General features: G+C 68.1%; 15 protein-coding genes. 2 read left to right on the plus strand and 13 right to left on the minus strand.

Annotation, left to right across the window (positions count from 1 at the left end; genetic code table 11):
- Positions 1-20: 20 nt before the first annotated feature.
- Positions 21-731, plus strand: a complete 711-nt coding sequence (locus tag PAM7066_RS08265) for a DUF599 domain-containing protein (RefSeq protein ID WP_085853929.1) — start codon at positions 21-23, stop codon at positions 729-731.
- Here PAM7066_RS08265 and PAM7066_RS08270 read toward each other — a convergent pair.
- From PAM7066_RS08270 to PAM7066_RS08325, 12 genes are all read right to left on the minus strand, one after another.
- Complete coding sequence (locus tag PAM7066_RS08270; RefSeq protein WP_085853688.1) at positions 728-1,063, minus strand: tRNA-binding protein; 336 nt, start codon at positions 1,061-1,063, stop codon at positions 728-730. The two genes, PAM7066_RS08265 and PAM7066_RS08270, sit on opposite strands and share 4 nt — an antisense overlap.
- A complete protein-coding gene (gene proC, locus PAM7066_RS08275; RefSeq protein WP_085853689.1) occupies positions 1,060-1,860 on the minus strand; it encodes a pyrroline-5-carboxylate reductase in 801 nt (266 codons plus the stop codon). The genes PAM7066_RS08270 and proC overlap by 4 nt, the downstream gene beginning before the upstream one ends.
- A 147-nt stretch (positions 1,861-2,007) precedes the next feature.
- A complete protein-coding gene (locus PAM7066_RS08280) occupies positions 2,008-2,385 on the minus strand; it encodes a hypothetical protein (protein ID WP_085853690.1) in 378 nt (125 codons plus the stop codon).
- 132 nt (positions 2,386-2,517) lie between these two features.
- Positions 2,518-3,021 (minus strand): type III secretion system chaperone family protein, encoded by a 504-nt coding sequence (locus tag PAM7066_RS08285; protein ID WP_085853691.1) that lies wholly within the window; start codon positions 3,019-3,021, stop codon positions 2,518-2,520.
- Positions 3,022-3,248: 227 nt separating this feature from the next.
- Positions 3,249-3,851: a recombination mediator RecR gene (gene recR, locus PAM7066_RS08290; protein WP_085853692.1), complete on the minus strand. Its 603-nt coding sequence runs from the start codon at positions 3,849-3,851 to the stop codon at positions 3,249-3,251.
- 16 nt (positions 3,852-3,867) lie between these two features.
- Positions 3,868-4,212 (minus strand): YbaB/EbfC family nucleoid-associated protein, encoded by a 345-nt coding sequence (locus PAM7066_RS08295; RefSeq protein WP_085853693.1) that lies wholly within the window; start codon positions 4,210-4,212, stop codon positions 3,868-3,870.
- A 200-nt stretch (positions 4,213-4,412) separates the two neighbouring features.
- Positions 4,413-6,161, minus strand: a complete 1,749-nt coding sequence (locus PAM7066_RS08300) for a DNA polymerase III subunit gamma/tau (protein WP_085853694.1) — start codon at positions 6,159-6,161, stop codon at positions 4,413-4,415.
- 47 nt (positions 6,162-6,208) lie between these two features.
- A complete protein-coding gene (locus PAM7066_RS08305; protein WP_085853695.1) occupies positions 6,209-6,571 on the minus strand; it encodes a DUF202 domain-containing protein in 363 nt (120 codons plus the stop codon).
- Positions 6,572-6,628: 57 nt separating this feature from the next.
- On the minus strand, positions 6,629-7,528 hold the full coding sequence (gene fmt, locus PAM7066_RS08310) for a methionyl-tRNA formyltransferase (RefSeq protein WP_085853696.1): 900 nt from the start codon (positions 7,526-7,528) through the stop codon (positions 6,629-6,631).
- Between the two features lie 341 nt (positions 7,529-7,869).
- On the minus strand, positions 7,870-9,117 hold the full coding sequence (locus PAM7066_RS08315) for a sensor domain-containing phosphodiesterase (RefSeq protein WP_085853697.1): 1,248 nt from the start codon (positions 9,115-9,117) through the stop codon (positions 7,870-7,872).
- Positions 9,118-9,224: 107 nt separating this feature from the next.
- Positions 9,225-12,023 (minus strand): DNA polymerase I, encoded by a 2,799-nt coding sequence (gene polA, locus PAM7066_RS08320; protein WP_085853698.1) that lies wholly within the window; start codon positions 12,021-12,023, stop codon positions 9,225-9,227.
- A gap of 62 nt (positions 12,024-12,085) precedes the next feature.
- Positions 12,086-12,787, minus strand: a complete 702-nt coding sequence (locus PAM7066_RS08325) for a hypothetical protein (protein WP_085853699.1) — start codon at positions 12,785-12,787, stop codon at positions 12,086-12,088.
- Positions 12,788-12,887: 100 nt separating this feature from the next.
- On the opposite strand from PAM7066_RS08325, the gene PAM7066_RS08330 reads away from it, so the two are divergent.
- On the plus strand, positions 12,888-13,874 hold the full coding sequence (locus tag PAM7066_RS08330) for a 1-phosphofructokinase family hexose kinase (RefSeq protein ID WP_085853700.1): 987 nt from the start codon (positions 12,888-12,890) through the stop codon (positions 13,872-13,874).
- On the opposite strand, the gene PAM7066_RS08335 is transcribed toward PAM7066_RS08330, so the two are convergent.
- Positions 13,871-14,059, minus strand: coding sequence for a hypothetical protein (locus tag PAM7066_RS08335; RefSeq protein WP_085853701.1), 189 nt, complete (start codon positions 14,057-14,059; stop codon positions 13,871-13,873). The genes PAM7066_RS08330 and PAM7066_RS08335 overlap by 4 nt on opposite strands.
- Positions 14,060-14,111 lie beyond the last annotated feature (52 nt).

Raw genomic sequence — 14,111 nt, forward strand, 5'->3', positions numbered from 1 at the left:
GGCGGCCTATGGTCCGGCTCATGTCCCTGATCGATCGCCTGTTGCACCTTTCCCCGCTCGACCTGGTCGCGGTCCTCCTGCTGCTGGTGGGATGGCAGGCCCTGAGCTTCTGGATCGAGCGCGAGGACGCGGCGAAACCCTCGGTCACGGTGCTGATGATGACCGAGCGGCGCGAGTGGATGGTGCAGATGGTCACCCGCCAGCCGCGGATCTTCGACGCGACGATCCTGTCCACCCTGCGGCAGGGCACAACCTTCTTCGCCTCGACGGTCGTCATCGCGATCGGGGGCGTGCTGGCGGTGATCGGCAACGCCGAGCAGATCGGCGGCGTGGCGGAAGAGCTGGGCGCTCACGCGACGCCGGTGATCTACCAGGTGAAGCTCGGGTTCGTAGCGCTGCTCCTGACCGAGTCGTTCCTGAAATTCGTCTGGTCGAACCGGCTGTTCGGTTATTGCGCCGTGGTCATGGCGGCGGTGCCGAACGATCCCGACGACCCCGAGGCGCTGCCCCGCGCCGCCCGCGCGGCCGAGTTGAACATCCGCGCCGCGGGGAACTTCAACCGCGGCCTTCGCGGGCTCTACGTGGCGCTGGCGGCGCTGGCATGGCTGATGGGAGCGGTCGCGCTGATCCTCGCCAGCCTCGCCGTGTTCTGGGTAATCTGGTCGCGGGAATACCAATCGCAGCCCCACGCCATCCTCAGCCGCCCCCCGGGAGGGGCGGCGAAGGGCTAGTGCAGGCGGCCGCCCAGAGGCACATCTTGGTCGGGCGCGACGAGGACGACCTCGCCCTGCGGGTCGGGAACGCCAAGGACCAGCACCTCGGATTTCACCGGCCCGATCTGGCGGGGCGGGAAGTTCACCACCGCCAGCACCTGTTTTCCCACCAGCGTGGCGGGATCGTAATGCGCGGTGATCTGCGCCGACGACTGCTTGATCCCGATCTCGCCCCCGAAATCGACGCGCAGCTTTATGGCGGGCTTGCGCGCCTCGGGGAAGGGTTCGGCCTCGACGATGCGCCCGACGCGGATGTCGAGCTTCAGGAAGTCGTCGAAACTGGCGCTCATGCACCAAGCTCGCGCGAGCGGTCGGCGGCGGCAGTGATCGTGCGGCGCATGAGGTCCGGCAGATCCGCCATCAGCACGTCGAGCCCGGCCTGCGTGGTGCCGTTGGGCGACGTCACCTCTTGCCGCAGGGTCGTCGGGTCCTTCGGGCTGTCCTCGGCCAGTTGACCCGCGCCGCCAACGGTGGCCTTGGCGAGCGCCAGCGCGAGGTCCGCGGACAGGCCCTGCGCCTCGCCGGCCTTCGCCATGCTTTCGATCATGTGGAACACATAGGCGGGACCCGAGCCGGAGACGGCCGTCACCGCGTCCATCTGGTCTTCGGCCTCCAGCCGCACCGTCTGGCCGACCGCGTCCAGAAGATCGGCGGCGAGGTCGAGCGACGACTGCCCCTCGTCATTCGCGACGATCGCGGTGATCCCGCGCCCGACGGCGGCGGGGGTGTTGGGCATGGCGCGGATGATCGGGGTGCCGGGGCCGAACGCATCGGCGAACTTGGCGACGGTGACGCCCGCCGCGACCGACAGGACGACCGTCTTGCCGCCACCCAGGGCCGCCACGTCGGGCAGCGCGTCGGTCATCATCTGCGGCTTCACGGCGACCAGAAGCATCGCCGGTTGATCAGGAATGCGCTCGTTGATGTGGACGCCGGTGCCTTGCAGCCACTCGGACGGCTTCGGGTCGATCACCCAGACGTCGCCGGGGTCGAGCGCGCCCTTCAGCCACCCTTCCAGCATCGCGGAGCCCATCTTGCCGCAGCCCAGCATCACCAGCCCGCGGCGCTTCAGTTCGTTCATGTCCATCGCGTCACCTCTTTCGTTTGCGCGCAACAGACCAGAGGCGGGCGGGGATGTCACGGGGGCGGCGTCAAGGGCGCACCCCCGCCCGCGAGGCCCCCGAAGTTTCAAGCAGGATGAAGGCGGCGGGAGTGCCCGTCCGGGACCGTCCGCCTACCTGTGGGGCGTCGCAGGCTCTGCCGCGGACGCGTTGTGGCGAAGCAGATCGTCGGCGCGGTAGGTCTCATACGCAATACCTGCCAGTTCAGACACGGTGCGGATGCGTAGCTCGTAGGGTCCCTCGCGCCCGTCGGTGTCGATCATCACAACGACCGGCTCCTTGCCGGTCAGCGATCCGGCAAAGATCGCCTGCTGAACGCTGTCGAGCGAGGAACGCTTGTCGAGGCCGACCTCGTAGACCGCGGTGTCGGTTTCACAATCCACGCGGATGCGGTGCAGGTCGTATCCCACCGAATAGGCATGACTGACCTCGGTCTCGCCTCCGAAGATCAGCGAGCAAAGGATTGCGGCAAGTTCGAGTTCGTTGGCCATGGCGCATGATCTAGCGCGCCTTTCGCCCGAGCGCAGGTGAAAACCGCCGCGGTGGTTAGCGTGGATTAAGGATGGGGCCGCGACCTCGTTTCTTATGAGGGGTAAGGTGGTCGCGGCCCCTGCGGGCGCAGGTCACGCCCGGCCGTAGGCCTCGGCTATTGCGACCTGCATGGCGTCCCGGGGCGCGCGATTGCCCCAGCAAACCAGCTGGAAGGCGGGATAGAAGCGTTCGGCGTTGCGCACCGCGGCGTCGATCATGCGGTCGATCTGCTGGGACCCGGCGATCTGCGCGCCCGACAGGGACAGCGCGTAGCGGTAGACCATCAGCTTGGGCTCGGCCCAGTAGGTGAAGGCGCCCAGCCAGCACTGATCGTTTGCGGCGTTCAGCACCTCGTAGAGTTCCGGAAGGCGCTCTTCCGGGGGCTCCATCTCGAAGGTGCAGATCAGGCGGAGCGTCTCGTCGTAGGGCGCCCAGGCCAGGGTGAGGGAGTAGGTGCGCCACTTGCCCTCGACCGCCATTGCGATCTGGTCGTCGGCGACGCGGTCGAATTCCCATTCGTTGTAGGTGGCCAGATGCTCGACAAGGTCGATCGGGTCGAGATCGTCCGGCGTGATGTATTGCTCGCTCAACGACATTGGCATCCCCATGTCTGAGAGGCCGAGGGGACACTGCTGATCGCCCAAGGTCTCGGTGCCTGCACGAGGAGGGGTCTTGTTCGCCCCCTGTCCTCACAAGATATGGTGTGGGAGGGTGCCGAATCTGTAAAGTGAATAATTGCCCGAGGCAGCCGCAAAGTTGTGGATATCAATCCGCGGAACGCAAGATTTGGTGTGCGGACTAATACGATTCCGTGACATGAGCCTCAGAGACTGAGGCGCGCGCGCAACGCCGCGCCGATGGTCCCGTCATCCAGGAAGTCCAGCTCGCCCCCCACCGGCACGCCCTGTGCCAAGGTCGTCAGGCGCAGCCCTTCGAACCCGGACAGCCGGTCGGCGATGTAATGGGACGTGGTCTGGCCATCCACGGTGGCCCCGAGGGCGAGGATCACCTCGGTCACGCCTTCCTCGGCCACGCGCGCTTCGAGCCGGGGGATGCGCAGTTCCTCCGGCCCCACGGCGTCGAGCGCCGAGAGCGTGCCGCCCAGAACGTGATACCGGCCGCGGAAGACGCCGGCCCGCTCCATCGCCCAGAGATCGGCGACATCCTCGACCACGCAGATCTCGCCGGTCGCGCGCTTATCGGACCGGCAGATCCCGCAGACATCCTCGGTCCCGATATTCCCGCAGACGAGGCATTCGCGCGCCCCGTCCGCCACGGCCATCAGCGCCTGCGCAAGCGGGCGCATCACCGCCGCGCGCTTCTTGATGAGATACAGCACCGCCCGCCGGGCCGAACGCGGCCCGAGCCCCGGAAGGCGCGCCATCAGGTCAATCAGCGCCTGGATGTCGTTGGTGGCGTCGGGCATGGGACCGGCGTGCCGACTAGAACGGCAGCTTCATGCCCGGCGGCAGACCCAGCCCGTCGGTCAGCTTGGACATCTCTTCCTGAGCCTTGTCCGAAGCCTTCTGCTGGGCGTCCTTGATCGCGGCGAGGATCAGGTCCTCGACCACTTCCTTTTCGTCGGGGTTGAAGATCGACGGATCGATGTCGAGACCCACGAGTTCGCCCTTGGCGGTCGAGGTCGCCTTGACCAGCCCCGCCCCGCTTTCGCCGGTGACATGCATGTTGCGCAGATCGTCCTGCAGGGTTTCCATCTTCCCCTGCATCTCCTGCGCGGCCTTCATCATCTTGCCCATGTCGCCGAGGCCGCCCATTCCCTTGAACATCCCTGTCTCCCGTATCCAAAGTTCTCCCTCAGATACGGGCGCAGGGTCTGCCGTTCAAGCGGTGGCTCAGATCAGGCCCAGCAGCGACAGGATGATGGCGATGACGACGACGAGGCCGATGAGGTAGATGATGCGCGACATGAAGGTCTCCGGTGGGTTGGTTCCGGGCCTCAACGCTTCGTGATCGAAGCTGGGTCCCGTCAATCGTCCTCGGCGAAGGGATCCCATTCCTCGTCCACCTCGGGAAGCGCCTGCGCCTCGGCCTCGGCGGCGATCTGCTCGGGCGTACGGATCTCGACAATCCTCGCCTTGGGGAACGCGTCGAGCACCGCCTGCATCATCGGATGGGCCAGCGCCTTGGCCTGCAGCGCCTCGACCTCGGCGTCGCGAAGCTCGGCGATTGTGGGCTCGCCGCCCCCGGACACGACCGAGACTCCCCAGCGCACCCCCGTCCAGCGGCTGAGCGCTGCCCCAAGGCGCGCGGCAAGGTCGCGCGGGGCGGCATCGGTGGGAGCGAACTCGATCCGGCCGGGGGTGTAGCGCACGAGGCGCACGCCAGTCTCGACGTCGATCAGCAGCTTTGCATCGCGGTTGGCGCGGATCAGCTCGACCACCTGATCGAAGCGCTGATATCGGACCAGCGCATCGTCGGGCTGCTGCGCAAGTGCGGTGGCGGTGCCGTGACCGCCCTGCCCCAACCGCGCGGGGGGCGCTGCGCGCTGTGCCGTGGGCGCGGCCCCGGCCGGAGCGCCGTCGTCCTGCTGCGGCGCGGGCGCACCCGCAGGCGGCCCGTCCTTCAGCTTGCGCACGAGGTCGCCCGGCGGCGGCAGGTCGGCCACGTGGGTCAGGCGGATGATCGCCATCTCTGCGGCCATCATCGCGTTCGGCGCGGCCGAGACTTCCTCAAGCGCCTTCAGCAGCATCTGCCACATCCGCGTCAGCGCGCGCATCGGCAAACGCTCGGCCATGTCGCGACCACGCTCGCGCTCGTCCGGGCCCACTGTCGGATCCTCGGCGGCATCGGGGGTGATCTTGACCACGCTGATCCAGTGCGTGACCTCGGCCAGGTCGCGCAGCACGGCCATCGGGTCCGCCCCGTCCGCATATTGACCCGCCAATTCCGACAGCGCGCCCGCCGCGTCGCCCTTCATCACCATGTCGAACAGGTCCATGACGCGGCCCCGGTCGGCCAGCCCCAGCATCGCGCGCACCTGCTCGGCCGAGGTTTCGCCCTGCCCGTGCGCGATCGCCTGGTCCATCAGCGACAGCGCATCCCGCACCGACCCCTCGGCTGCGCGGGTCAGAAGCGCGTAGGCGTCGTCCGAGACCTGAGCGCCCTCTTGCTCAGCGATCCATTTCAGGTGCCCGATCATCACCTCGGGCTCGATCCGGCGCAGGTCGAAGCGCTGGCAGCGCGACAGGACCGTGACCGGCACCTTGCGGATCTCGGTCGTGGCGAAGATGAACTTCACATGGGCGGGGGGTTCTTCCAGCGTCTTCAGCAGCGCGTTGAACGCGCTGGTCGACAGCATGTGAACCTCATCGATGATGTAGATCTTGTAGCGCGCCGAAGTGGGCGCGTACTGGACCGAGTTCAGCACGTTCTCGCGGATGTCGTTGACGCCGGTCTGCGAGGCGCCGTCCATCTCCATCACGTCCACATGGCGGCCTTCGGCGATGGCGCGACAGGGCTCGCAGACGCCGCAGGGCTGGGTCGTCGGGCCGCCATTGCCGTCGGGGCCGATGCAGTTCATCCCCTTGGCGATGATCCGGGCCGTGGTCGTCTTCCCCGTCCCGCGGATGCCGGTCATGATGAAGGCCTGCGCGATCCGATCGGCCGCGAAGGCGTTCTTAAGGACGCGCACCATCGCATCCTGCCCGATCAGGTCCGCGAAGGTGGCGGGGCGGTATTTCCGGGCGAGCACCTGGTAGGCGGGAGTATCGGCCATGACACCTCTGTTCCGAGTCGGGTCGCGGCGACCCTACCCCGACGCGATCAAAGCAACCAGAGGACCCCGCCCGTTCCCAGCGTCCCGGCGATAAGAAGCGCCGACAGCAGCGAGATCCGCCAGGTCGGCTGCACGCGGCAGCCATGGGTCGAGAAGTTCCGGTGGCTGCGCCTGGCCTCGGACCAGGCGGCGGCGAAGACGAGGACGGCCGTGATCAGGAAAAGGGTCGCCACGGCCTTCGGCAGCCATGTGGGCTCCGCCGCACGGAACAGGGCCTGCAAGCCGATGGCAAGCGCGGCAATGGTCAGGCCCGTGCGCAGCCAACCCGCGAATGTCCGCTCGGCGGCGAGGATCGTTCGATCCTCTGCCCAGTCCGTCCGCTCTTCCGCGAGTTCCTGCTTGGGATTCATCGTGGCAGCCTCCGCAGTCCAACGCGGCGACAGGCCTCCGGGTTCGCAACCTGCGCTTCAGTCCAGCCGTTCGGGCATCGCCATGCCGCGCAGCGCCTCGTCCGCCGATTGCGGCCGCCGCCCCTCGCGCTGCACCTCGAGGATCGCGACCGCGCCGTCGCCGCAGGCGATGGTGAAGCCGGACAGCACCTGCCCCGGTGCGCCCGACCCATCGGCCAGCCGCGAGCGCAGCAGCTTCAGCCGCGCGCCCTCGGCCTCGCACCAGGCGCCGGGGAAAGGGGACAGCCCGCGAATCTGCCTGTCCACCTCGACCGCGGGGCGCGACCAGTCGATCCGCGCCTCGGCCTTGTCGATCTTCTCGGCGTACGTCGCGCCGATCTCGGGCTGCGGCGTCTCGTGCAGCGCGCCCAGCCGGTTCAGCGCCTCGACGACGGCACTCGCCCCCATGCCCGACAGGCGGTCATGCAGGTCGCCGGTCGTGTTCTCGGGGCCGATGGCGGTGGTTTCGCGCAGGATCACCGGTCCGGTGTCGAGCCCCGCCTCCATCCGCATGATGCACACGCCCGTCTCGGGGTCGCCCGCCAGGATCGCGCGGTGGATCGGCGCAGCACCGCGCCAGCGCGGCAGAAGCGAGGCGTGGATGTTCAGGCAGCCGTGCCGTGGCGTGTCGAGCACGGCCTGCGGCAGGATCAGTCCGTACGCTACCACGACCGCCACATCTGCTCCGAGCGCCGCGAAGTCGGCTTGTGCGTCCGGGTCCCGCAGCGTGCGCGGATGGCGCACTTCGATCCCCCGCGCCTCGGCGGCACGTTGCACGGGAGTGGGGCGATCCTTCTTGCCGCGACCGGCGGGGCGCGGCGGCTGGGTGTAGACGCAGGCGATCTCGTGCCCCTCCCGGTCCAGCGCCTCGAGCGCGGGGACCGAGAAATCCGGCGTTCCCATGAAGATGACGCGCATGACGGGACCCTCCTTGCTGCCTGCGCCCCGCACCTAGCGCGCGTGGGCCCGCCCCGCCAGACCGTGCCGAACCGGATCGCGCACGGCGGCTGGCAAGCGAGCCGCGCGCGCACCTGCCGCGGCAAAAAGACACCATCTTGCGATACCTTGGCATCAGCAAGGTCGCGGCCCATGCTGCCAAGATGATGCTCAGCTTCACGAAGTGGCGGCCCCCTAGCAATCATGCCTCATCGCCCACGCCTGCCACGCGGTTCACTCCCGCCGGGCTCTCCCAAAGCGGACGTACGCCGGCTGGTCGGATCGCGGACTGCCCCTAAGCCAACGGCACACCCCGCCCGAGCCTACGCCCTTCTGGCCAAGTTCGTGTTGCCCGGCCTTGGCAGCGGGCACGCCTTGAGTGCCGCCGGCAGTTCACCGGGATGGCCGAAATACCAGCCTTGGCCCTGATGCATGCCGAGGTTGATCAAGACCTCGCATTCGTCTGCCGTTTCGATCCCCTCGGCTACGATCTTCGCACCGGTTTCGGTGCCGAAATGAACCATCGCGGCCGCAAGCGAACGCCGCACCGGGTCCCCGTTGATGCCGGTCACGAGGGACCGGTCGAGCTTTAGAATGTCCGGCGAGATCCGGATGACCTGCTGCAGACCGGAATAGCCTGCGCCGGCGTCGTCTATCGCGATCCTCATCCCGCGACCGCGCCAGAACATTAGCTCGTCGAGGAGGTCCTCTTCCGCGCCGATCCGGTCGTGCTCCGTGATCTCGAGGACCACACGATTCAGGGCCTTGTTCTCGAGGACCTCGCCCAGCCGCCCGGATGCGATTGTCTCCGGTCCCGCGTTGCAGGACAGGTAGACGTGGTCGGGCAGATCCCGCAGTCCTTGCAGGGCCGCCTCAATCGAGGCGAGCTCCAGCTCGACCCCAAGACCGACGGATGCCGCATCCGCGAACCACAGGTCGGGCGTACGGTATGGCTTGGCCTTGAACCGGCTCAAGGATTCGAACCCCTGGATGGCGCCGCAGCGAAGATCCACGATCGGTTGGTAGACGATCGTGAAGCCCTGCGTGTCCAGAACCTCGCGGATCACCGCACTCTTCGCGGCATGAATGGCGCGCTCCCTCAACGCGCCGTTGACCTGGTCAGCAACCAGATCCGCGAAGACCCGCATCACGCCGAGATCTCGAACCGTCAGAGTCGCGTTCGGCCGCGAGCTGAGACAGCAGAACATGCCGTAGGTGCTGCCGTCGTTGCGTCGGATCGGCACACTGACATGGCTGCCGATCGGAGCGTCCGCCGTGATCGGCATCGCAACGCAAAGCGGTTCCTTCCCCGTATCTGGAATCAGTTCTGGAAGGCGCCCGTCGAGAATATGCTGACAATAGACGTCATCCAGATCGCGGCTGTCGCCTGCTGCGATGAGGTGCTCCAGTCGTGGCGCGTCGACGGCGCGGAACACGCTTCGCCCCTCGATGAATTCGGAGAGATAGGCGATCTCCATCCCCAAGTGTTCACGCACCGTCGCCAACGCCGTGTCGATGATCTCTTCCGGCGAGCGGCCATAGGTTTCCGGTGTCAGTGCAAACGCCGCCATCGTGACGATCCTCCCTCCGCGTGATCACGCTTGTACGGAAGGCTGCCTGAAGCATCAGTTAAGGCGCGCTGACCAGATGCTTCGAATGCCGAAGAAACGAGCGAGGCCTAGTGCGCCGCCGCCCAGTTCACGCCCTGCCCTGCATCCGCGTCGAGAGGGACGGTCAGGTGCACGGCCGGCGCGGCGGCGGATTCCATGACCTCGCGGGCGCGGGCGATCAACTCATCCTCGTGGCCCTGGTCCACCTCGAACAACAATTCGTCGTGGACCTGCAGCAGCATGGTGGCGGGGAGGCCCGCGATGGCGGCCTCCATCCGGATCATGGCGCGGCGTATCACGTCGGCGGCCGTGCCCTGGATCGGGGCGTTGATGGCGGCGCGCTTGGCGAAACCAGCGCCGGGGCCCTTGGCGTTGATCTCGGGCGTGTTGATGCGGCGCCCGAAAAGGGTCTGGACGTAGCCGTGTTCCTTGGCGAATGCCGTGGTCTCGGCCATGTAGTCCTTGATGCCGGGGAACCGTTCGAAATAGCGGTCGATGAAGCCCTGCGCCTCGTCGCGCGGGATGCGCAGGTTGCGGGCGAGGCCGAAGCCGCTGATCCCGTAGATGACGCCGAAATTGATGGCCTTGGCCTGGCGACGGATGTCGGGCGTCATCTGGTCCAGGGGCACGCCGAACATCTCGGAGGCGGTGGCGGCGTGGATGTCCTGGCCCTCCTTGAAGGCCTGTTTCAGCGCGTCGATGCCGGCGATATGGGCGAGGATGCGCAGCTCGATCTGGGAGTAGTCGAGGCTGACCAGCGTCTTGCCCTCGGGGGCGACGAAGGCCTCGCGGATGCGGCGGCCTTCCTCGGTCCGGATCGGGATGTTCTGCAGGTTCGGATCAGTCGAGGCGAGGCGGCCGGTATTGGCCCCGGCGATCGAATAGCAGGTGTGCACCCGGCCGGTGGCGGGGTCGATATGATCCTGCAGCGCGTCCGTGTAGGTCGATTTCAGCTTCGAGACCTGCCGCCAGTCCAGCACCTTGCGCGGCAGCTCGTGCTCGGTGGCGAGGTCTTCGAGCACGTCGGCGCCGGTGCCGTAGGCGCCCGTCTTGCCCTTCTTGCCGCCGGGCAGCCCAAGCTTGTCGAAGAGGATGTCGCCCAGCTGCTTCGGGGAGCCGACGTTGAACCCCTCGCCCGCGATCTCGCGGATCTCGGCCTCGAGCGCGCCCATCTTCTGCGCGAAGGCGCCGGACATGCGCGACAGCGTGTTGCGGTCGACGGCGATGCCCGCCATCTCCATCCGCGCGAGCACGGGGATGAGCGGCCGTTCCAGCGTCTCGTACACCGTCGTGACGCGCGAGCGGTGGAGCTGTGGCTTCAGCCGCTCGTGCAGGCGCAGGGTCACGTCGGCATCCTCGCCCGCATAGCGCACGGCCTTGTCCACGGGGACCTTGTCGAAGGTGACCTGCGCCTTGCCGCTGCCGATCAGGTCTTTGATGGGGATGCACGTGTGGGTCAGGTAACGCTCGGCCAGCGTGTCCATGCCATGCCCGTGCAGGCCCGCGTGCTGCGCGTAGGAGATCAGCATCGTGTCGTCCATCGGACCCATCTCGATGCCGTTGCGCTTGAAGATCTTGTAGTCGTACTTGGCGTTCTGGAGGATCTTCAGGACGCTTTCATCCTCGAGCAGGGGCTTGAGCAGCGCAAGCGCGCGCTCCATCGGCATCTGCCCCTCGGCCAGCGCGTCCGTGGCGAAGAGGTCGGCCTCGGCGTTCTGCTTGTGGGCGAGGGGGATGTAGCACGCTTCGCCCGGGGCCAGCGCGAGCGAGACGCCGACCAGCAACGCCCGCATCTCGTTCAGGGCGGTCGTCTCGGTGTCGACGGCGACGTAGCCCTGATCGGTGGCGCGGGCGATCCAGGTGGCCAGCTCGTCCTCGGTTCGGATCCAGGTGTAGTCCTCGGGGAACGGGGGCTGCTCGATTGCCTCCGCCTCGGCCGCGACGGGCGCGGTTTCCGGCACGGCGGGGGCGTCCACCCCCAGCTCTTGCGCCACGCGGCGGATGATGGTGCGGAACTCCATCTCGGTCAGGAAGCCGATCAGGGTTTCGGCATCGGGCTCTTTCACCTCGAGCGTGTCGAGGTCGTAGTCCAGAGCCATCCCGCAATCGAGCTGCACCAGCTTCTTCGACAGCCGGATCTGGTCGGCGTGGTCGATCAGGGTCTGGCGGCGCTTGGGCTGCTTGACCTCCGTCGCGCGGGCCAGAAGCTCTTCGAGCGAGCCGTATTCGTTGATCAGCTGCGCCGCGGTCTTGATGCCGATACCGGGTGCGCCGGGCACGTTGTCGACCGAGTCGCCGGCCAGCGCCTGCACGTCCACCACCCGCTCGGGGCCGACGCCGAACTTGGCCTCGACGCCCTCGCGGTCGATCACGGTGTTCTTCATGGCGTCGAACATCACCACGCCGTCGCCGACAAGCTGCATCAGGTCCTTGTCCGAGGACACGATGGTCACGCGGCCACCGGCGTCGCGGGCCTTGCAAGCGAGCGTGGCGATGATGTCGTCGGCCTCGAACCCCTCCTGCTCCAGGCAGGCGATGTTGAAGGCGCGGGTGGCGTCGCGGGTCAGGGGGATCTGCGGGCGCAGATCGGCCGGCATCTCGTCCCGGTTCGCCTTGTAGAGGTCATACATCTCGTTGCGGAAGGTGATCGAGCCCTTGTCGAACACCACCGCCGCGTGGGTCGGTGCATCGGCGCCCTTGTTGTCCTGCACCGTCTTCCACAGCATGTTCACGAAGCCCGACACTGCCCCCACGGGCAGCCCATCGGACTTGCGCGTCAGCGGCGGCAGCGCATGGAACGCGCGGAAGATGAAGGCCGATCCGTCGATCAGGTGCAGGTGGTGGCCCTTGCCGAATGCGCCGCTCATGGATGTGCCTCCCAGGGATGGTCGTCAGCGGAATGCCACGAACGACGCTCCGGTGCCAGCCGTCAGACCGGATCGCAGAGCCGTTGGCGCAGGACCCGTCGGTCATCGCGGTCAGGCCCGGCGACGATCCGCGAGTCCGGTGCCTCGAGCCGCTGCCATAGCGGGATGTCCGGAACCGTATTGCCGAAGTGCTGCCCCAGCTCGGGCGCCCCGTCGAGAAGCGGGTCGCGCGGCCCGGGCGGGCGGGGGAAGCCATCGGGAACCTCGGGCGCGATGGACCCGGCCCGGTCGCGCGGTGCCGCGGGCCGCTCGGGGGCGGGTGCCGGCTCGTAATACTGACACAGGGCGATGTCGCGGGTCGCCGCCTCGGCCATTTCGTCGGCCAGCGTCAGGTCGATCAGGTGGCCGCGCTTGCGAGTCATCCCCGCGCGAAAACCCAAGGCCTCGGGCAGGGTGTAGAACTCGGTCTCCGGGCCGAACAGGTCATCCTCGCCCAGCCACTCGCGCCCCATCGCGGCGTGGAGCGTGTAGGTCCCCGGCGGCATCAGCAGGCGGAAGAAGCGGCCGCCCTCGATATAGGCGGTCACCGCGATCTCGGTCGTCGCGGCGTCGCGCATCACCAGGTAGACGTCCCGCCCGGGGTCGGTCTTGACCTGCAGGGGCAAGGTCAACGGCAGGCCGGTTCGGTTCTTGATGAGGCCATGCCCGGGGTCCGCCCATGCGGGCAGGCCGAACAGCAGCAGGCAAAGGGCAAGGCGAAGCATGGCGGGCCTTTCGGGGCTCTGCCCAAGGTAGGCACATCGGCCCGCCCGCGAAAGAGGGACGGCGCTTGACTCGCGGGACTGTGCGCGCACCTTGCCCCCCATGAGCATCGACCAGCTTCCCGCGATCCTGACGGTGACGATGAACCCCGCGCTCGACCTCGCCACGGCGGCCGAGCGGGTCGTGCCTGGCCCCAAGCTGCGCTGCGACGCCCCCCGCATCGATCCGGGCGGCGGCGGCATCAATGTCTCGCGCCTGGTGCAGCGGCTGGGCGGCGAGACGGCAGCCATCGTGGCGCTTGGCGGTGGCATGGGCGAACGTCTGCGCGAGGCGATGACGCGCGAGGGGATTTCGGTGCGCGTGATCCCGGTGGAGGGCGAGACCCGCGTGAGCCTCGGCGTCACCGACCGCTCGACCGGCGAGCAGTTCCGCTTCATCCTGCCGGGCCCCGAGCTCACGTCCGAGGATGGCGACCGCGCGATCCAGGCCCTGTCCGAGGAATCGGCGCGGGGCGACTTCGTCGTGCTGTCGGGCTCGCTTCCCCCTGCGCTCGCCGCCAGGTTTCCCCGCGCGCTCGCCCGCGCCTCGGGGCCCATGGGCATCCGCTTCGTCGTGGACACGTCGGGGGCGGCGCTGAACGACCTTGTCCGCTCGCCCGACCCCGACCCCGACACCCGCCCCGAAGTCCTGCGCATCGACCACCTCGAGGCGGAAGAGGCTGGCGGCCGCCCGATGCCGGCGCTGGCGGATACCGCCCGTTTCGCCGCCGATGCGGTCGCGCGGGGGGCTGCGCGCTACGTCATCGTCGGCCGCGACGCCGAGGGGAACCTCCTGGCCTCGGCCGATGGCATCTGGTTCGTCCGCCCGCCGAAGGTCGGGGTCGTCTCGGCCACCGGCGCGGGCGACAGCTTCCTTGCGGCGATGACCTGGGCCCTGTCCATCGGCACCCCGCCCGAAGAGGCGCTGCGCTGGGGCACCGCCGCAGCCGCCGCCACCGTCACGACGCCCGCCACCGACCTGTGCCAGCCCGACATGATCGAGGCGCTGCGCGCCGACTGCACGCTCGAGCGGATCGACCCGGCGGGCTAGTCGGCCCGGTCGAACACCACGAAGAACTGGTACGCAAGCCACGCCGCCGCCGCGCCGAACAGAAGCGCCCATCCGGCATTGCCGTTCGCCAGCTCGAACCCGCTCCATCCTGCGGTGACGCCAAAGACGAGTATGCGCCGCCACATCGGGCGGAACCAGGGTGTGCGGACGTCGAAGAACTTCATTGGAGGCTCCTGTTTCGGCCCGTCTACAGGATCGCCCGCCGAAGGTCAGCGC

The organism is Palleronia marisminoris (assembly GCF_900172315.1).
Classification (GTDB): domain Bacteria; phylum Pseudomonadota; class Alphaproteobacteria; order Rhodobacterales; family Rhodobacteraceae; genus Palleronia; species Palleronia marisminoris.